We start from the raw sequence: 25368 nt of genomic DNA, 5'->3' as shown, positions 1-25368 counted from the left end.
TAAACGTCGCACGAGGTAAAACAAGTTTGAGGACATGCGCATCGTCGCGTCATCAGTGCCGGGCCAGCTGCACTGTGCCACTGCGGCGCGCCGCCATGGCGCGCGCAAACAGCAGCAGGCAGGCGCTAATGGCCACGATGACGGGGATATTGAGTAGCGCATACGTTTCCAGCGTATAGCCGAAGCGCTGGCACAGCAGGTTGTATAGCTGCAGCCAGGCAGACAAATAAATGCAATACAGCAAGCTCATGGCGGCCGTCGTCAGTGTCATCGCTTCCTTGCTGGCCGTGATCGCGCTGCGGATCAGGGCGCCATTGAACAGGCCGAAGCCGATGGAATAGACAAACATGCAAGCTGCAAACACCGCGACGTGATGGCGGCCCGCGCCGGCGCCCAGCATGCCGGCGGCCGCGATCAGCCCGCCCAGGCGCAGCAGATGCACGAGCGGGAAATCCTGCCGCAGGCGCTGGATGGCGATGCTGCTGAGGACAAAACCGGACAAAATCACGCATTGCAGGGCAATATAAGTGGCGTAGGAGGCACCCATTTCCTGCAGCACGAAGATGGGCGAAAAGCCGATCCAGGCCGTCAGGGGCACGGTGGCCAACCCGGCTGTAAACATGCCGAACATGAAGCGCGCGTTGCTGAAAATGGCGACATAGCTGCGCACGACAGCGCGAACATCGAGCTGCGGACGTGTCGGCGCGGTGCGCGGCATGCTCTTGAACAGGCCCAGCAAGGATAGCAGCGCCAGCAGGGCGGAAAGGAAAAACACATAGCGCCAGTCCAGCTGGCTGATGATGGCGCTGCCAAGGATGGGGCCGGCCAGCGGTGCGAGGATGGTGGTGCTCGACAGAATGCTGCTCAGCTTGACGGCCGCCATATCGTCGAACAGTTCATGGATCATGGCATAGCCGATGAAGATGAAACAGCAGCCCATCCCCTGGATAAAACGCAGGGCGAGAAATTGCTCGATCGAGGTGGCAAACGGCACGGCCAGCGTGGCCAGCAAGAACAAGGTATTGCCGGTCAGCACCAGCTTGCGCTTGCCGATGATGTCGGCCCATGGTCCCAGGAAAATCTGCAGCGAACTACCGCCCAGCAGGTATAGGCTCAGCGACAGCGGGACGAACTTTTTCTCCGCCTGGAACTCATCGACGATGCCCAGCATGGCCGGCATGATCATGTCGTTGGACAGATAGATATTGAGTTCAAAGACGAGGAAAAACGCAAAAAACCACAGCAACTGCTTGGACTTGATGAACATGGCGCGTTCCGTAACGTGGGTGGCTGCCGTCAGTGCATGCCGGCCGTCGGGGCATGGGACGGTCGACACGGTTCGGCACTGAAACGTGGACCAATTGTATACCAATTATTATTTTTAGCGGTTTTTTTGTGTTTTTTTAAATACCGCAGCAATACCAATCATAAAAGTACTTGGTATTACGGTATTCATTGCAAGAGTTAAAAAGGTGCGCGCAGGGCGGCTGTGCAGCCATGCGGCGGCACCGCCGGCGACGCAGCGGCAGTGAGAAGCGTAGCGCAGCAGTGACTGCCGCGCCCTTGCTGCGCGCGGCAGTCTGAGCTATCGGCGGCGGTGGCTGGCGAAGAAATCGAGCAGCATCTTGCTGGCATCGGGCTTGGCCTTGTCATTGAACGGCAGGCTGGCGTCGCCACCGCTCCAGGCGTGCTCGAGGTGCTCGACCAGCGCCACGCGCAGCAGCACATCCTGGCCCACCCGATAGTCGTGCAGCGCATATGCATGGGCACGCTTGCGCCCGCCCGCCGCGCCGCCCGGCAGCCGCTGTGCCGTCACCAGCGTCTCGGCTGGCAGGCGATTGACGCGCACGCTCTGGCGCACCAGCTGCGCCTGGTTGATGGGCCGCACCACCTTGTCGGCCTGTCCTTGCAGCAGCATGGTGGGCAGGCGGGGAAACGCGGGCTGGCGCGCCAGCACTTCATCGATGGCTGCATCGGCACGGGCAGCAGCGCCATGCTGCATCACCTGCAGCGCGCCGATCAGATTATGCCCGGCGCCAAACACGGGGCCGGAATGCAGGCCCAGCGCGGCAAACAACTGCGGATGATTCAGGGCCACGATATGTGCCATGCCCGCGCCGGCAGAAATGCCGCAGATGTAGATACGCGCACGGTCGATCGCGTAGCGGGCCGCCACCTGCTCGATGGCACCAACGATCAGGCGCACATCGCCGCCGCCCTCCTGCGTCAGCCTGTCATACCACTTCCAGCAGCGGCGCGCATGCGAACGCAACGATTGCTGCGGATACAGCACGGCATAGCCCTTGCGTTCGGCCAGGCGGTTCATGCGCGTGCCTTCGGCAAACTGCGTGGCACTTTGCTCGCAGCCATGCAGCATCACCAGCAGCGGCCGCCCCCGGCTGCGCATGGCGATGCTCGGTGCCCTCTCGGGCAGGTACAGGAAATACGCCAGGCGCCGCCCCGGCAACTGCCCCAGTTCCGGCAACGGCGCATAGTGGGCGGCGAGCCACTTGCCCGGCGGCGGTGCTGTTCGCTTGCGCGCGCGCGCGGGCGAGAGGGGCGTGGCAAACGGCGCCAGCACGGGCAGCGCGTCGCCGACAGGCCTGGCACCGGCCTTGGCGGCGGCTGTGACCAACGACTTGGCACCGGCCTGGCTCACGGCCTTGCGTGGCTTGGGCTTGGGGGTGGACTTGGCTGCGGGCTTGGGCTTGGGCTTGACAGTCACGGGCCCGAACAGCACCTTGGCCAGCTTGGTCGCCGTGCGCTGCTGCGCCTTACCAGCGCGCAATAGCCCGCGCAGCCATTGGGCGGCAGGCTTCACCATGGCAAACTGCGCGCGTGTCGTTGCGGCGCATACCACATAGTCATCTCTCTGCAGCGTTGCATCGTCAGCATGTGCGGCCTCCTCCATAGAACACATAGAGTACCGCACATGCTGACGACAGCGCACATTTGCACAGCGATAAAAGTGCCGCAGGCACCATTGAGGCAGATCAAGCGTGCCACTGTACCGACGCGTAATCTGGGTGTTCGATGCCTACGTCACAAGAGGAGAGAACAGCATGAGTTATCTAGACCGCGACATCCTGGGCATGTACCGCGACCACGACGGCCCGGGGCCGTCCCTGATGGGGGCCGACACCCTGATCGGCGACGATGTCTACAATCACAGCGACGAGGAACTGGGCGACATCAAGGAAATCATGCTCGACATGCGCACTGGCCAGATCGCCTATGCCGTCTTGTCCTTCGGCGGCATCCTAGGCATGGGCGACAAACTGTTCGCCGTCCCCTGGGACAGCCTGAGCCTGGACCACGTCAACAAGCGCTTCCTGCTCAACGTGGAAAAAGACCAGCTGAAAAACGCACCCGGCTTCGACAAGAACAACTGGCCCGACATGGGCAGCGAGACGTGGAAGCGGCAGATGGAAGCGTTCTATGACAGCGGCACGCGCCATGGCAGCGGCGCCATGACGGCAGGCCGCATGCCGTCCGCCAGCGCACCGGCACCGCGCGCCGGCGCCAGCTTGCAATCGGATAGCCAAAGCAGCATATCCGGCAGCGCCATGAGCGACAGCCGCGCCGGCACGGGCAGCAGCCAGGGCGAGGTTGACAAGCTCGGCTCACGCTCCCCGCTCAGCGATGATGAGAGGTAAAACCTGGGTCGGGTAGGTCGGATTAGCGGCGCAGCCGCGTAATCCGACACCACCAACAACACCGTTAACACCGTTGACACCGCACCACCGCCGCGCCAACGATGGCGTCGGATTACGCGTCGCTTCGCCCCGCTAATCCGACCTACCGCTGCATCGACTCCCATACCTTTTGCAACCGTTTCGCCGACACCGGCATCGGCGTACGCAATTCTTGCGCAAACAGCGACACGCGCAGCTCTTCGAGCATCCAGCGGAACTCGACCAGTTTCGGGTCCGTGTTCTTGCCTGCCTGGCGGTCCTTGGCTTGACGCAAATACGGCGTGGCCGCCGATTGCCATTCGGCCGTCAACTTGGTGTCGCGCGCGGGGTCGGCGCGCAACTTTTCCAGGCGCACATTGATCGCCTTCAAATAGCGGGGAAAGTGCGCCAATTGCGTGTACTCGTTTTCCGTCAGGAAGCGCTTATGCACGAGTCCCTGCAGCTGTGACGCGATATCGGTCGCCGCCGCGGCAGGAATGTTCTGCAAGCGCTTGGGCAAGCCGTGGAATTCCGTCAGTACTTGCGACAGCAGGCGGGCAATTTCATTGACCAGCAGCACCAGGCGCGACTTGCCCTCGGCCTGGCGCTTGGCAAATGCGGCGGCGTCCAGCGGTAGCGGATCTTGCAAACAAGCAATATCAAGCGCCTTGTTGATGATTTGCTCGCGCAACTCTTCCTGCGAACCGAGGGCCATGAACTGCATGCCCATCTGCTGCAAGCCGGGAATGCTTTTCTCGACGTACTTGATCTGCTCCTTCATTTGCAGCGCAAACAAGCGGCGCAAACCGATCTTGTGCGTGCGCGCGGCCACGCTCGGGTCGTCAAACACTTCCAAATCGCAATGCGTGCCCTTGTCGACCAACGCGGGGAAACCGATCAATGTCAGCTTGCCCTGCACGATTTCCAGCAATTCCGGCAATTGTCCAAACGTCCAAGCAGTCAAACCCATATGCTGCGAGATGCTGGCATTGCTTGACGCCGGCGCGGCAGGGGCGGATGCGCCCTTGCCTGCTGCAACTGTGGCGCCCTGCGCCTGCAGCCGCGACGCCACTTGCGCACCCGCCACGCGGGCAGCAGGCGTGCCCGTGCCGGACACGCCCGACACTTCGGCCAGTTTCTGGAAACTCTGGCGCGCCTGGCCGCCGAATTCTGCCTGCAGGGTGGCCAGGTTGCGGCCCATATCCAACTGGCGGCCATGCTCGTCGATCACCTTGAAATTCATGAAGTGATGGGCAGGCAGAGTTTCCGGCTTGAAGTCCGTCGTCAGCACGTTGATCGTGATCTGCGTGCGAATATCGAGGATGATGGCGTCGATCAGGTCACCGCGACCAAACACGCCCGCTGCATGCACGCGCTCGCAGAACTTGGCCGCGTAATCGGGCAGCGGCACGCAGTGGCGGCGCAACTTTTGCGGCAAGGACTTGAGCAGCAGATGCACTTTTTCCTTCAGCATGCCCGGCACCAGCCATTCGCAGCGCTCGCGCGGCAACTGGTTCAAGGCATACAGCGGCACGCTCAACGTCACGCCATCGCGCACGCTGCCCGGCTCGAAGTGGTAGGTGAGGCCCATTTCCAGGCCCGTCACGGACATGGTTTTCGGGAACAAGTCGGTGGTCACGCCAGCCGCCTCGTGGCGCATCAGCTCTTCGCGGTTCAAATACAGCAGCTTCGGATGCTCGCGCGTGGCTTCCTTGTGCCATTTCTCGAAACCGGCGCCATTACATACATCGGCCGGCAGCAGCTTGTCGTAGAAGGCGGCGATCAGTTCATCGTCTACCAGCACGTCCAGGCGGCGCGATTTGTGCTCAAGGTTCTCGATGTCCTTGATCAGCTTATGGTTGTGCGCAAAGAATGGCGCGCGCGTGTCGAAGTCACCGCCGACGAGGGCGTCGCGGATGAAGATGTCGCGCGCTTCGGGCAAGTTGAAATTGCCGTAATTGATGCGGCGCTGGCTGTACACCACCAGCCCATACAAAGTCGCCCGTTCGGATGCCGTCACCTGCGCCGAACGTTTTTCCCAGCGTGGTTCGCCCCAGGATTTTTTTAGCAGGTGTTCGCCCACTTTTTCCAGCCACTCTGGCTGGATCTGCGCCACGCCGCGCGCATACAAGCGCGTCGTGTCGACCAGTTCGGCCGCCATGATCCACTTGCCCGGCTTTTTCAGCAGCGAGGAACCGGGCCAGATATGGAACTTGATACCACGCGCGCCCAAATAGCCCGCGCCCGGCTCGTCCTCGCCCTTGAAGCCGATATTGCCCAGCAAGCCGGTCAGCAAAGCCATGTGCAAATTATCGTAGGTGGCGGGTGCTTCATTCAAGCGCCAGCCCTGTTCCTTGACGATGGTTAGCAACTGCGAATGCACGTCGCGCCATTCGCGCAAGCGCATCTGCGACAGGAAATTCGTGCGGCAATTGTCTTGCAACTGGCGGTTGGTTTTCTTGTGCTCGATGGCGGCTTCGAACCAGCGCCAGATTTTCAGATAGCTCAAGAATTCCGACTTTTCATCGGCGAATTTTTTGTGCGCCTCGTCAGCCGCCTGCTGATGCTCCATCGGGCGGTCACGCGGATCTTGCACGGACAAAGCGGAAGCGACGATCAGTACTTCCGTCAGGCAGGCGTTATCCAGCGCGGCCAGTATCATGCGGCCCACGCGCGGGTCGAGCGGCAGCTTGGCCAGCTTGTTGCCCAACGGCGTGAGTTTATTGACATCATCGACGGCGCCCAGTTCCTGCAGCAACTGGTAGCCGTCGGCCACCGCGCGCGCCAGCGGCGGCTCGATGAAGGGGAAGGTTTCCACGTCCGTCAGGTGCAAGGATTTCATGCGCAAGATGACGGCGGCCAGCGAGGAGCGCAGGATTTCCGGTTCCGTGAATTTCGGCCGCAACAGATAATCCTGCTCTTCATACAGACGGATGCAGACGCCATCGGCGACGCGGCCGCAACGGCCGGCGCGCTGATTGGCGGCCGACTGGGCGATCGGCTCGACCTGCAACTGCTCGACCTTATTGCGGTAACTGTAGCGTTTCACGCGGGCCAGGCCAGCATCGACGACATAGCGGATGCCGGGCACGGTCAGCGAGGTTTCCGCCACGTTGGTGGCCAGCACTATGCGGCGCGCATTGCTGGTTTTAAACACGCGCTCCTGCTCTTCGGCCGACAAGCGGGCGAACAGGGGCAAAATTTCCACGTGCGGCGGATGGTGCTTGCGCAGCGCTTCGGCGCAGTCGCGAATTTCGCGCTCGCCCGGCAAAAACACCAGCACGTCGCCCGAGCCGATGCGGCACAGCTCTTCCACGCCATCGACGACGGCATCCATCAAGTCGCGCTTTTCGCGTGCGGCGGCGGTACGTTGCCCCGGCTTGTCCGCGCTGTTGCTACCCGCGCCCGACCCCGGCATGGCTACCTGCTCGCGCTCCACGGGACGATAGCGCACTTCGACCTGGTACAAGCGGCCCGACACTTCGATCACCGGCGCGGGCTTTTCCGGCGTGCCGAAATGGCGCGAGAAACGCTCCGCATCGATGGTGGCCGAAGTGATGATGATTTTCAGATCGGGCCGGCGCGGCAGCAGCTGCTTCAGATAGCCGAGCAGGAAATCGATGTTCAGGCTGCGTTCATGCGCTTCATCGATGATGATGGTGTCGTAATTTTTCAACAACGGGTCAGTCTGCGTCTCGGCCAGCAAAATACCGTCCGTCATCAGCTTGACGGAGGCGCCACGGCTCAGGGTATCGGTAAAGCGCACTTTGAAACCCACGGTTTCGCCCAGCGGCGTACCGAGCTCCTGCGCGATACGCTTGGCCGTCGACGAGGCGGCGATACGCCGCGGCTGCGTGTGGCCGATCATGCCCTTCTGGCCACGCCCCAGTTCCAGGCAAATCTTCGGCAACTGGGTCGTCTTGCCGGAACCGGTTTCGCCCGAGACGATGATGACCTGGTTTTCCATCAGGGCCTTGGCGATTTCGGCGCGCCGTCCCGAGACGGGCAAGTCTTCAGGGTACGTGATCAAAGGCAGCGGGTTGCGAAAAGCCTTTTCCGCCTCGCGCACGGCACGCGCTGCATCACGGCTTTCCTGCCCCTCGCGCGGCGGGCGCGCGCGAGGCTTGTCCTCTCCCGCGCGCGGCTGCTGTTGCTGCTGCGATGGTTGTTTCTGCTGTTGCGCGCGCGGCTGCTGCTGCCTTTGCTGGCTCACGGGCGGGCGCGGGCGGACCTGCGCGGGCGTGACGACAGGCGTGGAAACATCTGCGCTGACGGGCACATTTGCAACGGTGGAAGGAGGGGAAGACTTATTGCTGGCTGAAGACATTGTTTTTTACAGGTATTTTAAGCGCGCACATCGCGCAGCGAATTATAATGCGCTTAATGGAAAACCCTACCCAATTCGTCCAATGGCTGCGCTCGGTCGCGCCCTACATCCACGCCTTTCGCGGCAAGACCTTCGTGGTCGCCTTCCCCGGTGAACTCGTCAGCGCCGGGGCGCTGCAGGTGCTGGCCCATGATTTGTCCCTGCTCCATGCGCTCGACATCAATGTCACCGTGGTCTACGGCTCGCGGCCGCAGGTGGCTGAACAACTGGCCTTGCGTAACGTCGAAGGCCGCTTCCACAACGGCGTGCGCATCACCGACATCGCGGCGCTGGAATGCGCGAAAGAGGCGGCCGGTGAGCTGCGTCTCGATATCGAGGCAGCATTTAGCCAGGGCTTGCCGAACACGCCCATGTCGCATGCCGCCATCCGCATCATTTCCGGCAATTTCATTACGGCGCGCCCGCTGGGCGTGATCGATGGCGTGGACCTGGAACTGACGGGCATCACGCGCAAGGTCGACGCCGAAACCATCCATTCCATCCTCGGCTCCGACGGCCTGGTGCTGCTGTCGCCACTTGGTTTCTCGCCAACCGGCGAAGCGTTCAATCTGACCATGGAAGACGTCGCGTGCAGCGCTGCCATCGCCCTGCACGCGGACAAACTGATTTTCATTACCGAAACGCCGATGATGGAAGACGCCACGGGCGTGGAAATCCGCGAACTGTCGTCGCACCAGGCCGAAGCCGTGCTGATGGCCGGTTTCTTGCCAGACGCCACGGCGTTTTACCTGAAACATTGCGTCAAGGCATGCCACAACGGTGTCGAGCGCTCGCACATCGTACCCTTCTCGATGGACGGTTCGGCCCTGCTGGAATTGTTTACCCATGATGGCGTCGGCACCATGATCAGCCATGAAAACCTGGAAAGCCTGCGCCTGGCCACCATCGAAGACGTGGGCGGGATTATTAAACTGATCGAACCACTGGAAGCGGACGGCACTCTCGTCAAGCGGGGCCGCGAGCTGATCGAGCGCGAAATCGATTATTTCTCCGTCATCGAGCATGATGGCGTGATCTTCGGCTGCGCCGCCCTGTACCCATTCCCGGCGCAAAAGATGGCAGAAATGGCATGTTTGACCGTCAACCCGGAAGTACAAGCCCAGGGCGATGGCGAGCGCATCCTGAAACACATGGAAAACCGCGCCCGTGCAGCCGGCCTGAACAAGCTGTTCGTGCTGACCACGCGCACCTCGCACTGGTTCAAGAAGCGCGGCTTCGTCACGGCCACGGTCGACGATTTGCCGAAGGACCGCCAGCATATGTATAACTGGCAACGCAAGTCGCAGGTGTTAATGAAAACCCTGTAACACTGAAAAAGCCCGCTTCCTGCGTAATGCCGTTCAGTTAGTGTGTTGGTGACGCTATTTTTAGCCCAAGAACCAGGACAGGGGTCGGACCCGGCGGGGGAATGTGCTTCAATGGAGCACATTCCGATCACGGAGTGACCGACCCCAGCTCTTTGCCTCTGGGGTTAGCGAATTTACTGGCGCTCATCAATCACGCCAAAAGCCTTAACTGAACGGCATTACCGCTTCCTGCGGGCTTTTCTACTTTGCTATCGTTATTTGATATTCAAGGGGGCAAACGACTTGACCAAGTCGTCCAGCGCCTTCAATTGCGCCAGGAATGGCTCCAACTGGTCCAGCGGCAAGGCGCTGGGGCCGTCGCAGCGGGCGTTGTCGGGGTCCGGATGGGCTTCCAGGAACAAGCCGGCGATGCCGACGGCCAGGCCGGCGCGGGCCAGGTCCGCCACTTGCTGACGGCGGCCACCCGAGGCGGCACCACCGGGGTCGCGCTGCTGCAGCGCGTGCGTGACGTCGAAGATGATGGGCAAGTCGTCGCAGGTCTTTTTCATGACGCCAAAGCCCAGCATGTCAACTACCAGGTTATCGTAGCCCAGGCAGGTGCCGCGGTCGCACAGTATCAATTGCTCGTTGCCCGCTTCCTTGAACTTTTCGACGATATTGGCCATCTGGCCAGGGCTCAAAAATTGCGGCTTCTTGATATTGATCACCTTGCCAGTTTTCGCCAGGGCCACGACCAAGTCCGTCTGGCGCGCCAGGAAGGCGGGCAATTGCAGCACGTCCACCACCTCGGCCACCTGCTGCGCCTGCCATGGCTCATGCACGTCGGTAATCACGGGCACGCCGAACGCCGCCTTGACATCCTGGAAGATGCGCATGCCTTCTTCCAGGCCCGGGCCGCGGTAGGAATGGATCGATGAACGGTTGGCCTTATCGAAACTGGCCTTGAACACATAGGGAATGCCCAGTTTTTGCGTCACGCGCACATATTCTTCGCAAGCGCGCATGGCGAGATCGCGCGATTCGAGCACGTTGATACCGCCAAACAACACGAAGTTGCCTGCATTGCTGACGTCGATGCCATGGACTTTCACTGAGGTCATAGGGACTTCCATATTGGTTAATTACTACTACTTACTTGGACGAGGCACAGCCAGCGGCTGGCGCGATAGGGCATCTTACTAGCTGGGGCGGCGCAGATCAAATTTGATCCGGCGCAAGGATGCGGCAAACGGCAACAAAGCTGGCCGCGATGACCCCGCGAGGGCTGGCGCAAAGTGCCTTATAATCACGCTTTATCTCTACACTGATTCAGGAGCACAGATGGCCCGCACGATCCACTGCAGCAAACTCAACAAGGAAGCCGAAGGACTCGATTTCCCACCGTACCCGGGCGAACTGGGCAAAAAGATTTACGAATCGGTATCGAAAGAAGCATGGGCTGCCTGGCTCAAGCATCAGACCATGCTGGTCAATGAAAATCGCTTGAACCTGGCCGACGCGCGCGCCCGCAAATACCTGGCCACGCAAATGGAAAAGCATTTCTTCGGCGATGGCGCCGATGCGGCCATGGGCTACGTTCCACCAACGGAATAAAACACCTAAGCAAACCTACTGCGCGTCATGATTTGCGGCCTCCGATGCTCACTTTGCTAAAGCACAGCTCCGCTTCTCAGCCACAACTCACTACCGCTCGCTACGGTTTTCTTAGGTGTTGAAGTTTTTCGACATTCCCGCCCGTGGCCGATGCGCCACGGGTAGCTTCTGCTGCCGCCTTCCCGCTTTTCCACTTTCCCGCCTTCATATTTCACGCCGCCTGACGCCGTTTCACGGCAAGCCGCGCCCGTTTCGTCGCACGCCGCTCGCCATCGGCGCCGTTGGCGGGCACAGTACAGCCATCGACAACCTCACACCAAGGCGGACACCATGTTGCAGCAAATCTTCAGCCACACTCCCCTCTACGTCTGGGCCATCCTGGGCTTTCTCGTATACCGCGGCGTGCTGGCCAGCCGCGCACGCGAAGTGAGCTTGCGCAAGCTGTGCATCATTCCCCTGGTCATGCTGGCCCTTTCCCTGAGCGGCGTGCACGGCAGCTTCGGCCTGGCCGGCAGCGCGCCATTCGTCTGGGCCACCGGCACCCTGGCCGGTGCGGCGCTGGCCTGGACACTGCTCGATACGCACAAGATCGTCGCCATTCCCGAGCGCAGCAGCGTGCAGCGTCCCGGCAGCTGGCTGCCATTGATCTTGATGATGAGCATCTTCTGCATGAAGTATGCGGTCGCAGTGACCCTTGCCGTCGCCCCGTCGACTGCCCATGCAAGCGCCTTCATCGTGCCGGTCTGCCTCGCTTACGGCGTCTTCAGCGGACTTTTCCTGGGAGGCTTGCTGCGCACCGTGAGCGTGTACCGGGCGGTACAAACGTAAGGCTGGGGTCAGACCCGGCGCGGGAGTGCGCCCCAGTGGGGCGCATTCCGATCACGCAGTGACTGACCCCGGATTTCTGCTGCGTATCAGTAAGCCAACGTCCGCACGCCTTCCGGCATGCCCAGCAGGCAAACGTTGGCGCCGCGCACGGCGAACAGGCCGACGGCGATGACGCCGACGATTTGATTGATCTGCTGTTCCAGCGCCAGCGGATCGGCAATCTGCAAGCCCAGCACGTCGATGATTTCGCCACCGTTGTCGGTAATGAACGCTTCGTTGCTGCCGGCCTTCAGGCGCAAACGGGGCGTGCCGCCCAGCGCGGCCAGCTGGCGCGATACGGCGGCGCGGGCCATCGGCACCACTTCCACCGGCAGCGGGAAGGCGCCCAGGGTATCGACCAGCTTGGAGCCATCGGCGATGCAGACGAACTGTTTCGCCACGGAAGCGACAATCTTTTCACGCGTCAATGCTGCGCCGCCGCCCTTGATCATGGCGCCGCTGGCCGTGATTTCATCGGCACCGTCGATGTAGACGGCAATCGACTCGACATCGTTCAAGCTGAACACGGCGATGCCATGGCCGGCCAGGCGCGCGGCCGTCGCTTCGGACGATGCCACCGTACCCTTGATGGTGTCCTTGATCTTGGCCAATTCATCGATAAAAAAGTTGGCAGTAGAACCGGTGCCGACACCGATGATTTCACCCTCGACCACGTACTTAATGGCGGCACGGGCTACGGCTTGCTTCAATTCGTCTTGGGTCATGACATTCAGGCTAAAGTGGGGAATGGCGCTATTTTAACGGATTGCCAGCCCGGCTTACCCGCCATGCAGCGCCAGCATTGGCTTTGATACAACAGGTAAGCGGAAAAACCTTACTAAAATGCATTTCCACATCCGATTACTCTATCAAGATTTAAAATATGCGAAAATGTAACAACAGACCACTACGACGTTTGAGGAACAGGAAATGAATCATAACAAACAGGTACTTGTCGTCGATGACAGCCGTGTTTCACGTTTGATGTCGCATCAATTCATTCTCAGCAAACATGCCGACTGGCAAGTGATTGAGGCGGCGACAGGTGAAGAAGCGCTGGAAAAAATGAAGACTATCGCCCCTGTTATGATACTACTCGATGTCAACATGCCCGGCATGGGCGGCGTGGCGGCGGCAGAACAATTGCGCGCGCTATACCCGCAAACGCACATCATTCTCGTCACGGCAAATGTGCAAAATGCCATCCGCAACCGCGCCAGCGAAATGAACGTGGGATTCATGGAAAAGCCCATCACGGAAACGCGCATCCATCAGCTGATCGAATCACTGGGACTGTGAGCATGATCAATCTCTCCGAACTGGAAAATGATGCGCTGGTAGAGATATTCAACATCGGGGTAGGCCATGCGGCCGCCGCGATGAGCGAGATCGTCAATGAAGAAGTCACCATGTCGGTGCCGTCGATCAGCTTCATGAACCGCGACGATGCGGCCGCCCTGCTCGGCAGCAAAAAGGATGACGAACGCATCTGCGGCATCAGCCAGCATTACGATGGCGCCTTCACCACCGAAGCCATCCTGATGTTCCCGGAAGACAAGAGCCTGGAAATCGTCCGTCTGATGGTGGGCGACGCCATGCCGCTGCAGGAATTGACGGAGATGGAACAGGAGGCGATGAGTGAAATCGGCAACATCATCCTCAACGCCTGCGTGGGCACCCTGGCCAATCTGTTCGACAGCGAACTGCATGGCTCGCTGCCCGTATACCACCTGGGCACCAGCGCGGAAATCCTGTCCTCATTCGGCGGCCAGGAAGAAGAAGCCGTCGTGCTGATGCTGCACATCGACTTCGTGCTGTCCCGGCACCAGATCCACGGCTATGTCGCCTTCGTGCTCGACCTATCGGCCTTGCACGACCTGAAGCAGCAAGTGAGCCACTATTTGGCCAAGGTCCTGGGACAGGCGTGACGATCATGCCGGATGCCTTGCACCGACTCGCTCTGCTCGAGAACATACTCGGTGCCGTGAACCTGGGCGCCATCGTGCTCGATGAGCAGCAGCGCATCGTGCTGTGGAACCAATGGATGGCGCACCACTCGGCGTGTCAGGCCGACGCCATGCTGGGCCAGAACTTCTTCGCCGTCTATCCGGAATTGCGACACAAGCGCATCGACTCGGCCATCACCCAGGCCCTGCGCGGCAATTTCCAGTCGCTGTTGTCGCAAACCTTGCACAAGGCGCCATTTGCCCTGTACACGCATGGCGCGACCGATGGCGCGCTGGAAGGCCAAGAACGCATGCAGCAGGCCATCGCCGTGACACCGATCAATTTGCCTGCTTTACCGCGCCACTGCCTGATCCAGATCAATGATGTCACCAGCGCCGTGGGCCGTGAAAAGTTGCTGCGTGAACAAACCATCGTCTTGCGGTCGCAAACTTTTTCCGACGGCTTGACGGGCATCGCCAACCGCCGCCACTTCGATGTGGCGATCGAGAAAGAAATGCGGCGCGCCATGCGCACGGGCAGTCCCCTGTCGCTGCTGATGATCGACATTGACTGTTTCAAGGATTACAACGACCATTACGGCCACCAGCAAGGCGACGACTGCCTGATACGCGTAGCAGCCGAACTGGCCGCCATGCTGCAGCGCCCCACCGACCTGCTGGCGCGCTATGGCGGCGAGGAATTTTCCGCCATCCTGCCCGACACCGACGCCGTGCAGGCACTGCGCATGGGCGAGATGATGCGCGCACGGGCAGCCGAGCTGTGCATTCCGCATGCCAGGGCGTGCACTCAAGACAAGCACGTCACGGTCAGCATCGGCATCGCCACGCAACATCCGCAGCAGCAACTGGCTGTCGCCACCCTGATCGGCGCCGCCGACCGTGCCCTGTACCTGGCCAAGGGCGCCGGGCGCAACAGGGTCATGGTGCAGTCGCTGTAGGAAAGCCAGGCCGGCGACGCCATTCCAGCACACAACTTTACGGCGGCGGCGTAGACAGCTGTATCCTTGCAGCAAAAAATCAAGGATTGATCTGCGCCCCCCCCTCAAGTACGCTCGACAATGCGCACAGGAAAAGCCATAGAATGACATTAGCGCGGCAGCAAGCGGCGGTCGGCGGGGTTGCGCAGGAAACCGTGCAGTATCTGCTGCAGTTGCGGCAACTTCGCCACGTAGGCGGCAATGCCCAGCTGCCGCGCGCCGAAATAGTGGGCGATGATATCGCCCTGCTGCTCCATGTTGAAGTCGGACAGGACGCCGCCGGCTTGCGCGTCGTAGCGGTAGGCCCGCTGCCCGATGTAGCCGCCGCACAGCGCCAGCAGTGCGCCATGCAGCAGCACGCTATAGCCGAGCTGGTACTGCCACACATGCACCATTTCATGGATGAAGAACAACTTGCCGCCAGTGCCTTCGCGCGAAAAATCGTCGCGGTACTGGGCCGGCATGAAATGCAGGCTGCCGCGCGGCGTCATCGCCGTATTCTGGTCCTGCAGGCCAAACGGAAGAAAAGAGCCGCGCACCACGCGCACGCGCGCGTAGTCGATGGCGTCCTGAAAGACGCTGCGGGCCATGGCGATTTCGCCAATGGTGAGGGGGCGGCGCAAGACTCGCATAATGAGTATGGAATAAAGCGCGGCAGGCATAAAAGCCTGCCGAATACTATAACTGCAAGTACCTGACAGAAGCGTAGCGAGCGGCAGTGATTTGTGGCTAAGAAGCGCAACCGTACTCTAGTACGGTGAGCATCGCAGGCCGCAAAGCGCGACGCGCAGTAGCTTATGTCAGGTACGACTAGGCGGAGCGCAGGCCGCTGGCCGCTTTCGCGATTTCCGTGATGCGGTCCCAGTTGCCGGCCGCAATCGCGTCTTTCGGCGTCAGCCAGGAACCGCCCACGCAGGCGACGTTCTTGCAGGCCAAAAATTGCGACGCCGTCTCTTGCGAGATGCCGCCCGTCGGGCAAAAGGTAATGTCCGGCAGCGGGCCGTAGATGGCGTTGAGCATGCCGATGCCGCCAGCCGGCACGGCCGGGAACAGTTTCAGCTGCTGGAAGCCGTTTTCACGCGCCGCCATCACTTCACCGGGCGTCATCACGCCTGGCAGCAGGGGCAAGCCGCTGCTTTTCGCCGCCGCCACCAGGGCCGAGGTCAGGCCTGGCGAGACGCCAAATACGGCGCCCGCATCGCGTGCCTGGACGAATTCTTCCGGGCGAGTCAGCGTACCGACGCCGACGATGGCGCCCGGCACGGCCGACATGGCGCGGATCGCTTCAAGGCCGTGCTTGGTGCGCAGGGTCACTTCGAGCACGCGGATGCCGCCCGCCACCAGCGCGCGCGCCAGCGGTACGGCGTGTTCAGGATCGTCGATCGCAATCACGGGGATCACGCTCGAGGTGCGCATAATTTCCAGTAGTGTCATGGTCATCTCTTATTTCCTAGCCAAAAAGTCTTCATCGGAACCCGGCACGGTGTCACCGACATTGTCGGCGTCGTGCAAGGGGACACTGGTGGGTATCGGCGACGGCAGGCCGAAGGTGGTGGCACCCTCTTCCGCCGCGCTGACGGTGGAACGGAACATGGCAAACAGCTCGCGGCCCATGCCGACGTGGTTCGGCGACAAGTCCGCCGTTACCAGCGAACGCGCATGCCAGATGTCGGACGGCACCAGCGCTTCAAGCACGCCGGTGAAGGCGTCGAGGCGGATGATGTCGCCATCGCGCACCAGACCGAGTGGACCGCCGGCGAGGATTTCAGGCGATACATGGATAGCGGCCGGCACCTTGCCCGACGCGCCCGACATACGGCCATCGGTGACCAGCGCCACCTGGCGACCCGCATCCTGCAGGTTGGCCAGCGCAGGGGTCAGCGCATGCAGTTCCGGCATGCCGTTGGCGCGCGGGCCCTGGAAGCGCAGCACGGCGACGAAGTCGCGATCCAGGCTGCCAGCCTTGTAGGCGCTCATGAACTCTTCTTGCGAATTGAAGACCAATGCCGGTGCTTCGACCGTGCGGTGCTGCGGCTTGACGGCCGAGACCTTCATCACGGCGCGGCCCAGGTTACCTGCGACCAAGACCATGCCGCCGTCCGGCGCGAACGGCTTCGCCGCCGGGCGCAACACGTTTTCATCGGCGCTGGCGGCCGGTGCATCTTTCCAGAAGACCTTGCCGTCTTCGCCCAGGAACGGTTCCATGCAGTGCGCGCGCAAGCCGTGGCCGAGGATGGTATTGACGTCATCGTGCAGCAAGCCGGCGTCGAGCAGTTCGCGGATCAGGTAACCGGTGCCGCCGGCCGCGTGGAAATGGTTGACGTCGGCGTCGCCGTTCGGGTAGATACGCGTCAGCATCGGCACGATGGCCGACAGCTCATTGAAATCGTTCCAGTCGATGACGATGCCGGCTGCCTTGGCGATCGCCACCAGGTGCAAGGTGTGATTGGTCGAGCCGCCCGTGGCGAGCAAGCCCACGACGGCGTTGACGATACATTTCTCGTCAACGATATGACCGACTGGCAAGTAGCTGGCGCTTTGCGCCGTGATGCCGGCAGCGCGCTGGGCCGCAGCTTTGGTGAGCGCATCGCGCAGCGGCGTGTTCGGCGTGATGAAGGCGGCGCCGGGCAAGTGCAGGCCCATCACTTCCATCAGCATCTGGTTGCTGTTCGCCGTGCCATAAAAAGTACAGGTGCCGGCACCGTGGTAAGCCTTGCTTTCACCTTCGAGCAAGTCTTCGCGCGTGGCCTTGCCTTGTGCATACAACTGGCGCACCTTGGCTTTTTCCTGGTTCGACAGGCCCGACGTCATCGGACCTGCCGGCACGAAGACGGCCGGCAAATGGCCGAAGTGCAGCGCGCCGATCAACAGGCCCGGCACGATCTTGTCACACACGCCCAGGTACAGGGCCGCATCGAACATATTGTGCGACAGCGCCACAGCCGTCGACATGGCGATGGTGTCGCGCGAAAACAGCGACAACTCCATGCCCGGCTGGCCTTGCGTCACGCCGTCGCACATGGCGGGCACGCCGCCGGCGAACTGGGCCACGGCGCCCACTTCGCGCACGGCTTGCTTGATGATTTGCGGGAAACCTTCGAAGGGCTGGTGCGCCGACAGCATGTCGTTGTACGAGGACACGATGGCCACGGAAGGCTTCTTGTATTCCTTCAGCGACAGCTTGTCGTTGGCAGGAAAGGCGGCAAAGCCATGCGCCAGGTTGGTGCACGACAAAGCGCCGCGCTGCACGCCCTGGATGCGGGCCGCATCCAGATGCGCCAGGTAGGCGCCGCGCGATGGCCGGCTGCGCGCGATGATGCGCGCTGTTACGGATTCGACTACTGGATGCAGCGCCATATGAATTTCCTTAAAAATGAGTATTTCGTGAAATTTTACTACAAAATGGTCGCGCAGAAGCACTCTTGCAGTGGCCAGCGACAGAAATAATGCATTTTTACACGACCTTTCAAGGCAAAACAACAACGCCCCACATCCATTCGTCTCGCTTGCTTCTCTATTACAGCAAGCATAAAACCCCAAAAAAAATACCAAAAATGCCATATTTCCGCATAAACTGTAGTGAAATTACCTTTTTCTAATGTATTATTCCCACACCAAGGCCGGCACGTCCGTTCGCCAGAATGAATGCGCCGCGCTCCTTTTAACCGAGACAAGCACCCAAGCCGACCGCCATGCGCCAGCCAGCACCTACTCCTGCCATCACCGCCACCGCCAGTTTCCAGTCCCTGCAAACGCACAGCGCCAGCCTGCGCGAGGTGCATCTGCGCCAGCTGTTCGCGCTCGATCCCGCGCGTTTTTCCAGCATGACAGTCGATGCGGCAGGACTGCTGCTCGATTACTCGAAGAACCGCGTCGACGCCACCGCCATGGCCCTGCTGATGGACCTGGCACGCGAGCGCGGTGTGGAAGCGCAGCGCGAAGCGATGTTTACAGGCGAGAAAATCAATCTTACCGAACATCGGGCCGTTCTGCATACCGCCTTGCGCGCACCACGCGGCACCGCCCTGGTGGTCGATGGCCAGGATATCGACGCTGACGTGCAAGATGTGCTGCAGCGCATGAAGGCGTTTACGGACAAGGTACGCAATGGCAGCTGGCTCGGCTACACCGGCAAGCCGATTTGCGACATCGTCAACATCGGCATCGGCGGTTCGGACCTGGGCCCGAAAATGGCCTGCCTGGCACTGCGCTCCTACGCCAACCCGGGCCTGGAAATGCACTTTGTATCCAACGTCGACGGGCACGACATGGAAGCGACCTTGTCCAAAGTCGATCCCGAAACTACCCTGTTCATCGTTGCATCGAAAACCTTCGTCACGGCCGAAACCATGCTCAACGCCAACACGGCGCGCGCCTGGTTCCTGCTCGAAGGCGAAGAAAAGGACTTGGCGCAGCACTTCGTGGCCGTCTCGACCAACGTGCAAGCGATCGTCGATTTCGGCATCGCGCCGGAAAACATGTTCCCGTTCTGGGACTGGGTCGGTGGCCGCTATTCCGTCTGGTCCTCGATCGGCCTGGCCGTGGCCCTGTCCGTGGGCTTTGAATACTTCAGCGATTTCCTCGCCGGCGCGCATGCGATGGATCAGCACTTCCGCCAGGCGCCACTGGAGCAAAATATGCCCGTGCTGCTGGCCATGGTGGGCTTCTGGAACCGCCAGTTCCTCGACTGCGACTCCGTTTCCATCGCCCCCTATCACCAGGACTTGAGCCGCTTTGCCGCCTACTTGCAACAACTGGACATGGAAAGCAACGGCAAGCGCGTCACCAAGGATGGCCTGCCCGTCGACGTGCCGACCGGTCCCGTGATCTGGGGCGATTGCGGCACGAATGCGCAGCACGCATATTTCCAGCTGCTGCACCAGGGCAGCGACATCACGCCCATCGACTTCATCGCTGCCCTGCGCGCCACGCACGATTTGCCGGGCCACCATGACGCCTTGCTGGCTAACTGTTTCGCCCAGTCGGAAGCCTTTATGACGGGCAAGACGGGCGACGAAGTGCGCATGGACCTGCAGGCGCAGGGCTTGCCGGAAAGCAAAGTCGAGGCACTGGTGCCGCACAAGACCTTCCCCGGCAATCGCCCCAGCAATACGATTCTGATGGACCAGCTGACCCCGACCACGCTGGGCGCCCTGATCGCGCTGTACGAACACAAGACGTTCGTGCAAGGCGTCCTGTGGAACGTCAACAGTTTCGACCAGTGGGGCGTGGAACTGGGCAAGGTACTGGCCAAGAAAATCCAGGCCGAACTGACGGGAGTAGCCCGTCCCGAACACCACGACAGCTCAACGAATGGCTTGATCGCCCTGGCCAAGGCCGCAAAAGCCGCATATTAAAGAGAGATAGATGAATATTTACGAGATCAAAGCAGTCAGCGACAAGCCCATGCAAGTGGGCGAATGCCCGCTATGGCATGGCAAGGAAGCGGCCCTGTACTGGGTCGACATCGATGGCCGCGCCGTACATCGTTTGCACCCGGCCAGCGGCCAGCAGGCGCAATGGAGTATGCCGACGGAGCCGTCGGCACTGGCTATCGATGCCGGAGGCGGTCTGATCGTGGCCTTGCGCAGCGGCTTTGCCCACCTCGACACCAAGACAGGCAGCTTGGCGCAAATCGCTCCCGCGCCATTCGACGTTGCCACCACGCGCTTCAACGATGGCAAGGTCGACCCAAGCGGCCGCTTCTGGGTTGGCACGATTTTCGAACCACGCAGCGCCGCTGCAGCAGAAATGTTTGTGCTGGAAAAAGGGCAGGTACGCAAGGTCTGGTCCGGCGGCATGACGGTATCGAACGGCCTCGGCTTCAGCCCGGACGGGCGCACCATGTACCACTCAGATACCACTACGCACCGCATCGATCGCTTTGATTTCGATGCAGCCACGGGAGCTATTTCCGAAGCGCAACCATTCCAGCGCTTCTCCACCGACAAAAAAGCGGCGGACTATGGCGGGCGCCCGGACGGCGCGGCCGTCGACAGCGAAGGCAATTACTGGTCGGCCATGTTTGAAGGCGGAAAAATTTTACGCTTCGCCCCCGACGGCCACCTGCTGGGCGAAATTACCGTGCCCGTGCGCTGCCCTACCATGGTGACGTTTGGCGGCCCCGACCTGCGCACCCTGTACATCACCAGCGCCAGCCACAACCGCTCAGCTACCGAGCTTGCCGACTATCCGCTAACGGGCCACGTGCTGTCCGTGCGCGTGGACGTGGCGGGCCAGCCGGAAACGCCGTACCAGGCGTAACAATACCGGGGTCAAACCCTCAATAATAATACCGGGGTCAGACCCTCAATGCCGCCAACTCAGGGGCTTGTGCTGTCGCCCCGGGGGTCTGACCCCAGCTTTTCGACCTTGGGTTGAAATTACCGGGCCAGCACTTTGCGGATGGTGTCAGCCAATTCCGCTGCCACAAACTTGGCCACATAACCGTCTGCGCCCACGCCCTTGACGTGGTCTTCGTTGGTCGAGCCCGTCAAAGACGAGTGAATCACCACGGGGATGTTGGAGAAGCGGCCATCGTTCTTGATGTTGCGCGTCAAGGTGAAACCATCCATTTCCGGCATTTCCAGATCCGTCAGCACCAGCGCGACCTTGTCTTTCGCCGTCTTGCCTTCGGTCGCCGCCTGGGCCGAGATCGCCTGCAGGCGCTCCCATGCTTCCTTGCCCGTCTTGGTCATGATGAACGGTACGCCCATCGCTTCGAGACCCTTTTCGATCAGCGAGCGGGCCAGCGAGGAATCATCGGCCGCAAGGATCACGGCACCGGCCGGCAAGCGCACTTGCGGGCCGATACTGTTCTTGTCCACGTCCGGGTCGCCCGACGGCAGCACGTCGCGCAAGATTTGCTCTACGTCCAGCACTTGCGCCAGGCGCGTCTTGTCCGTGTCGCCATCGAGGCGCGCGATACTGGTGACGAGGCCGCCACCGACGCTCGATTCGGCCGACAGCACCTGATTCCATTCCAGGCGCACGATTTCATCGACCTCTTCCACGGCAAACGCCTGTGTCGAGCGGGCAAATTCGGTCACCATCAGGATCTTCAAGCCGCTGCTCTTGCAACCGACCGCCATCGGCAAGTCGATCACGGGCACGATTTGGCCACGGATATTGACCACACCGAGCATGTGCGGGTGCGAACCGGCGACTGCGGTGATGGCCGGCATTTCCATGATTTCACGGACTTTGAACACATTGATGCCGAACAGTTCGCGGCTGGTCGAGTGATCACTGGTGCCCAGCTTGAACAGGAACAGTTCGAATTTGTTATTGCCTGTCAGGCTGGTGCGTTCATCGACATCTTGCTGCATTGAATTCATTGTGTCCCCTTGAGCCGTCATGTAAAGTTAAGCTGCCTACCCGTGATGCTGCTGGCAGCGCCAACTACACGTCGCACGTACGCCGGACGGCGGGTTCGGGGCATGGCCGGCGCTGCGTTTCAGTGTAGTTCGTACGACCAATAGTTGCTATCGTTTCGGCTCCAATTATACGGTTTTTTACTTTCCTTAAAGCTACTTTACGCTGCCAACAGCGATCCTGAAAGCATTTCTTGACTTGCTTGTTGCTACAACGCAAATGATGATGAAGAGAATCGAAAATTTCCCTGGCAACCATGGTAGCTTTGAAAAGTCCGCTGCCAGGCGTGCCCGCGTACCTGCACCGGCGAACGGCATATAATGCGCTTGCGGGCGCCAGTGGCAAGCAGACAGGGCTAAACTACGACGCCAGACCATGGGATGTAGTAAAATTTCTTGCAATTGCCTGTTCTGCGTAGTAAATTTACACCATCGAATATAGTAGCGACAGACTGGCACTTCCGGTCGGCCTCCTCCCCGTTCCGGCTCTTTTACTTTTGCGACGACACTCACTTATGGCACTTACCGATTTTGACCTGGTCCTGTTTGGCGGCAGCGGCGATTTAGCAATGCGCAAGTTGCTGCCTGCAATGTATGCGCGCGACGTCGCCAACGATTTGCCGCCGACGGCGCGCATCATCTGCGTGGGCCGCCAGGACAGCGGCCAGGATGCGTTCTTGAACATGGTGGAGAGCAACTCGCGCCCCCATATCAAGGCCAGCACCCTCAATGCCGCCACCTGGAGCAAGTTTTGCGCGCGCATCGTGTATGTGTCGCTCAACGCCAGCGATGCGGCCACGTACGCGCCGCTGGTCGAAGCGCTGCGCGGCGATGCCGACCTGACGCGCGTGTACTACCTGGCCACGCCGCCGCACCTGTTTGCCTTGATCTGCGATAACTTGAAAGACAACGGCCTGGTGACGCCGAATTCGCGCGTCGTACTGGAAAAACCGCTGGGCCGCGACCTGGCCAGCGCCAAGCAGATCAATGCTGAAGTGGGCAAAGTCTTCCAAGAGTCGCAGATCTACCGTATCGACCATTACCTGGGCAAGGAAACTGTGCAGAACTTGCTGGCCCTGCGCTTTGGCAATATCCTGTTCGAGCCGCTCTGGCGCCGGGAATGGATTTCCGACGTGCAGATCACCATCGCCGAGAAACTGGGCGTAGGCAACCGCATGGGTTATTACGACACCTCGGGCGCACTGCGCGACATGCTGCAAAACCACTTGCTGCAACTGCTGTGCATCGTCGCCATGGAACCGCCGACCTCAATCGCACCGGACGCCGTGCGCGATGAAAAGCTGCAAGTGCTGCGCTCACTGAAAAAATTCACGCCCACTACCCTGGCGCAAAACATCGTGCGTGGCCAATACCGCGCCGGTCACGTCGACGGCGCCACCGTGCCGAGCTACCGCGACGAGCCGGACGCGCCAGAGCATTCGCGCACCGAGACTTTCGTCGCGCTGAAGGCGGAAATCGACACCTGGCGCTGGGCTGGCGTGCCGTTCTACCTGCGCACGGGCAAGCGCATGGCCGACAGCCTGGCCGAGATCGTCGTGCGCTTCAAGCAGATCCCGCACTCGATCTTCAACCAGCCGACGTCCAGCTTCCAGCCGAACTGCCTGGTGATCCGTCTGCAGCCGGACGAAGGCTTGCGCATGAATCTGATGGCGAAAACCCCGGGCGACGGCATGCGCTTGAAACCGGCAGAACTGGAACTCGATTTCCGCGAATCGTTCAAGACCCCGCGCATGGATGCCTACGAGCGCCTGCTGCTCGACGTCCTGCGCGGCCAACTGACCCTGTTCATGCGCGGTGATGAACTGGAAGCGGCCTGGGAATGGGTCGAACCGATACTCGAGAACTGGGAACAGAACGACAGTGCGCCGATTCCCTACACGGCCGGTACCTGGGGCCCGGCTGCGGCCAGCGCCCTGATCGGGCGCGATGGCTTGCAGTGGCGTGAAGAAGCCTTACCCGAGGATTAACAGGCAACGCCATAGCCTGCCCTTGCAAGGCCATACCGTAACGCAGGCGTGGAGCGGTGCTCCACGAAATCCCTGTTCCACTGCATCTTGAAGACTGAGACAGTGAATATCTGACTAAAGCCAGGACGGCAGAAATGCCGGGGTCGGACCCTGAGGGTCCGACCTCGGAACTTGCTTTTGGGGTGAAGAAGGACGCCAACTCAACGGGCATTAAGCCAGAAAATTAATCAATGCTACTCGACTCCATCCGCACCCAGCTCGATTCTCTCTCCAAGTCGGAGAAAAAGGTCGCGCTGGCCGTGCTTGACCAGCCTAACCAGACGGTCAGCCAGAACATCACCGCGTTGGCGAAAAGCGCGCAGGTGTCGGAACCGACCGTGGTGCGCTTTTGCCGCACCCTGGGCTATGACGGCTGGCATGAATTCAAGCTCAAGCTGGCGCAGGGCCTGGCGCTGGCCATGCCCGGTGCGAACGAGCAGCCGACGCAGGACGACTTGGCAGCCGATCTGGTAAATAAAATCTGCAGCCGCTCGATCAACACCCTGCTCGACCTGCGCAACAACCTGAACCCGGAAGCGATCCAGCGCGCGCTCGACATCCTGTCGCGCGCCAGCAAGATCGAATTCTATGGCCAGGGCACGTCGGGCATCGTGGCGGCCGACGCGCAACACAAGTTCTTCCGCTCGGGCGTGCCGACGGTCGCCTACAGCGACCCGAACATCCACAGCATCGCCGCAGCCCTGCTGCGCGGCGGCGACTGCCTGGTAGCCATCTCGCAGCGCGGCAACAGCCCCGCCCTGGTGCGCTCAGTGAAACTGGCGCGCCGCGGCGGTGCCGACGTCGTCGTACTGGCGCCATCGGGCACGCCGCTGGCCGACCTGGCGACCGTGCTGATCCCGATCGACTTGGTATTCAATACCGATCCCTACACACCGATTTCCGCCCGCCTGGCCTACCTGGTGGTGATCGACGTGCTGGCCGTGGGACTGGCCCTGCAGCGCGGGCCAGAATTTCGCAAGAAGATGCAGAACGCGCAGAAGGCGCTGCAGGAATTCGACATGCAGTTCGACTCTTTTATTGGCTAGATGGCATAAATCCGGGGCCCGACCCGGCGGGTCTGCCCCCGGCTCCCAATTTTGGGCGGCAAGACAAGCGTTCCCTCCCGCCACGGATACCGCCTGCTTTACCCCAAAAGCCACAACTGGGGTCGGACCCTGAGGGTCCGACCCCGGCAC

The 25368-nt window shown here is 60.9% G+C and carries 20 protein-coding genes; 11 read left to right on the top strand and 9 right to left on the bottom strand.

The features are described from left to right. Positions 1–52: 52 nt before the first annotated feature. Positions 53–1267, bottom strand: a complete 1215-nt coding sequence (locus ACQ4V8_RS01185; protein WP_010400673.1) for an MFS transporter — start codon at positions 1265–1267, stop codon at positions 53–55. A gap of 318 nt (positions 1268–1585) precedes the next feature. Then, complete coding sequence (locus tag ACQ4V8_RS01180; RefSeq protein ID WP_436570753.1) at positions 1586–2824, bottom strand: extracellular catalytic domain type 1 short-chain-length polyhydroxyalkanoate depolymerase; 1239 nt, start codon at positions 2822–2824, stop codon at positions 1586–1588. Positions 2825–3062: 238 nt separating this feature from the next. Here ACQ4V8_RS01180 and ACQ4V8_RS01175 point away from each other — a divergent pair, with 238 nt between their 5' ends. Continuing rightward, positions 3063–3656, top strand: a complete 594-nt coding sequence (locus ACQ4V8_RS01175; protein ID WP_436570752.1) for a PRC-barrel domain-containing protein — start codon at positions 3063–3065, stop codon at positions 3654–3656. 142 nt (positions 3657–3798) lie between these two features. Here ACQ4V8_RS01175 and hrpA read toward each other — a convergent pair whose 3' ends face one another. Continuing rightward, positions 3799–8001 (bottom strand): ATP-dependent RNA helicase HrpA, encoded by a 4203-nt coding sequence (hrpA, locus tag ACQ4V8_RS01170; RefSeq protein ID WP_436570751.1) that lies wholly within the window; start codon positions 7999–8001, stop codon positions 3799–3801. 56 nt (positions 8002–8057) lie between these two features. Here hrpA and argA point away from each other — a divergent pair, with 56 nt between their 5' ends. Then, positions 8058–9368: an amino-acid N-acetyltransferase gene (gene argA, locus ACQ4V8_RS01165; protein ID WP_010400682.1), complete on the top strand. Its 1311-nt coding sequence runs from the start codon at positions 8058–8060 to the stop codon at positions 9366–9368. A 254-nt stretch (positions 9369–9622) separates the two neighbouring features. Here argA and kdsA read toward each other — a convergent pair whose 3' ends face one another. After that, positions 9623–10468, bottom strand: a complete 846-nt coding sequence (gene kdsA / locus ACQ4V8_RS01160) for a 3-deoxy-8-phosphooctulonate synthase (protein WP_010400683.1) — start codon at positions 10466–10468, stop codon at positions 9623–9625. A gap of 220 nt (positions 10469–10688) precedes the next feature. Here kdsA and ACQ4V8_RS01155 point away from each other — a divergent pair, with 220 nt between their 5' ends. Together ACQ4V8_RS01155 and ACQ4V8_RS01150 are read left to right on the top strand one after the other, a co-directional pair. Continuing rightward, positions 10689–10961 carry an oxidative damage protection protein gene (locus ACQ4V8_RS01155; protein WP_010400684.1) on the top strand — a complete coding sequence of 91 codons (273 nt, stop codon included), beginning with the start codon at positions 10689–10691 and terminating at the stop codon, positions 10959–10961. Positions 10962–11129: 168 nt separating this feature from the next. Further along, entirely contained in the window at positions 11130–11789 is a 660-nt protein-coding gene (locus tag ACQ4V8_RS01150) for a DUF6622 family protein (protein ID WP_436570865.1), read from the top strand. A gap of 86 nt (positions 11790–11875) precedes the next feature. Here the strand turns inward: ACQ4V8_RS01150 and rpiA are convergent, their stop codons facing one another. Continuing rightward, complete coding sequence (rpiA, locus tag ACQ4V8_RS01145) at positions 11876–12553, bottom strand: ribose-5-phosphate isomerase RpiA (RefSeq protein WP_010400688.1); 678 nt, start codon at positions 12551–12553, stop codon at positions 11876–11878. Positions 12554–12758: 205 nt separating this feature from the next. Between rpiA and ACQ4V8_RS01140 the strand changes: the two genes are divergently transcribed. From ACQ4V8_RS01140 to ACQ4V8_RS01130, 3 genes are read left to right on the top strand one after another with little or no spacing between them, the layout of a single operon-like run. Then, entirely contained in the window at positions 12759–13127 is a 369-nt protein-coding gene (locus tag ACQ4V8_RS01140) for a response regulator (RefSeq protein WP_070346425.1), read from the top strand. A gap of 2 nt (positions 13128–13129) precedes the next feature. Next, entirely contained in the window at positions 13130–13756 is a 627-nt protein-coding gene (locus tag ACQ4V8_RS01135) for a chemotaxis protein CheC (RefSeq protein WP_010400691.1), read from the top strand. Beyond that, the gene (locus ACQ4V8_RS01130; RefSeq protein WP_010400694.1) at positions 13753–14733 is read left to right on the top strand and encodes a diguanylate cyclase; all 981 of its coding nucleotides are present in this window, start codon (positions 13753–13755) and stop codon (positions 14731–14733) included. The genes ACQ4V8_RS01135 and ACQ4V8_RS01130 overlap by 4 nt, the downstream gene beginning before the upstream one ends. 149 nt (positions 14734–14882) lie before the next feature. Here the strand turns inward: ACQ4V8_RS01130 and ACQ4V8_RS01125 are convergent, their stop codons facing one another. From ACQ4V8_RS01125 to edd, 3 genes are all read right to left on the bottom strand, one after another. Next, positions 14883–15395: a hypothetical protein gene (locus ACQ4V8_RS01125; protein WP_010400695.1), complete on the bottom strand. Its 513-nt coding sequence runs from the start codon at positions 15393–15395 to the stop codon at positions 14883–14885. Positions 15396–15582: 187 nt separating this feature from the next. Next, positions 15583–16212: a bifunctional 4-hydroxy-2-oxoglutarate aldolase/2-dehydro-3-deoxy-phosphogluconate aldolase gene (gene eda, locus ACQ4V8_RS01120; protein WP_010400696.1), complete on the bottom strand. Its 630-nt coding sequence runs from the start codon at positions 16210–16212 to the stop codon at positions 15583–15585. Between the two features lie 3 nt (positions 16213–16215). Next, positions 16216–18129: a phosphogluconate dehydratase gene (gene edd / locus ACQ4V8_RS01115; RefSeq protein ID WP_010400697.1), complete on the bottom strand. Its 1914-nt coding sequence runs from the start codon at positions 18127–18129 to the stop codon at positions 16216–16218. A 335-nt stretch (positions 18130–18464) separates the two neighbouring features. Here edd and pgi point away from each other — a divergent pair, with 335 nt between their 5' ends. Continuing rightward, entirely contained in the window at positions 18465–20129 is a 1665-nt protein-coding gene (gene pgi, locus ACQ4V8_RS01110; RefSeq protein ID WP_436570750.1) for a glucose-6-phosphate isomerase, read from the top strand. A 10-nt stretch (positions 20130–20139) separates the two neighbouring features. Beyond that, the gene (locus ACQ4V8_RS01105; protein WP_436570749.1) at positions 20140–21036 is read left to right on the top strand and encodes an SMP-30/gluconolactonase/LRE family protein; all 897 of its coding nucleotides are present in this window, start codon (positions 20140–20142) and stop codon (positions 21034–21036) included. Between the two features lie 119 nt (positions 21037–21155). Here ACQ4V8_RS01105 and ACQ4V8_RS01100 read toward each other — a convergent pair whose 3' ends face one another. Continuing rightward, positions 21156–22109 carry a chemotaxis protein gene (locus tag ACQ4V8_RS01100; protein WP_029496595.1) on the bottom strand — a complete coding sequence of 318 codons (954 nt, stop codon included), beginning with the start codon at positions 22107–22109 and terminating at the stop codon, positions 21156–21158. Between the two features lie 551 nt (positions 22110–22660). Between ACQ4V8_RS01100 and zwf the strand changes: the two genes are divergently transcribed. Beyond that, on the top strand, positions 22661–24133 hold the full coding sequence (gene zwf, locus ACQ4V8_RS01095) for a glucose-6-phosphate dehydrogenase (protein WP_010400704.1): 1473 nt from the start codon (positions 22661–22663) through the stop codon (positions 24131–24133). A 230-nt stretch (positions 24134–24363) separates the two neighbouring features. Continuing rightward, complete coding sequence (locus ACQ4V8_RS01090; protein WP_010400706.1) at positions 24364–25218, top strand: SIS domain-containing protein; 855 nt, start codon at positions 24364–24366, stop codon at positions 25216–25218. Positions 25219–25368: the final 150 nt, after the last annotated feature.

Source organism: Janthinobacterium paucivorans (assembly GCF_051380805.1).
GTDB classification, from domain to species: Bacteria; Pseudomonadota; Gammaproteobacteria; order Burkholderiales; family Burkholderiaceae_D; genus Janthinobacterium; species Janthinobacterium lividum_D.
Note: the sequence above shows the minus strand (reverse complement) of the source record. Positions and strands in the feature narration are given on the sequence as shown.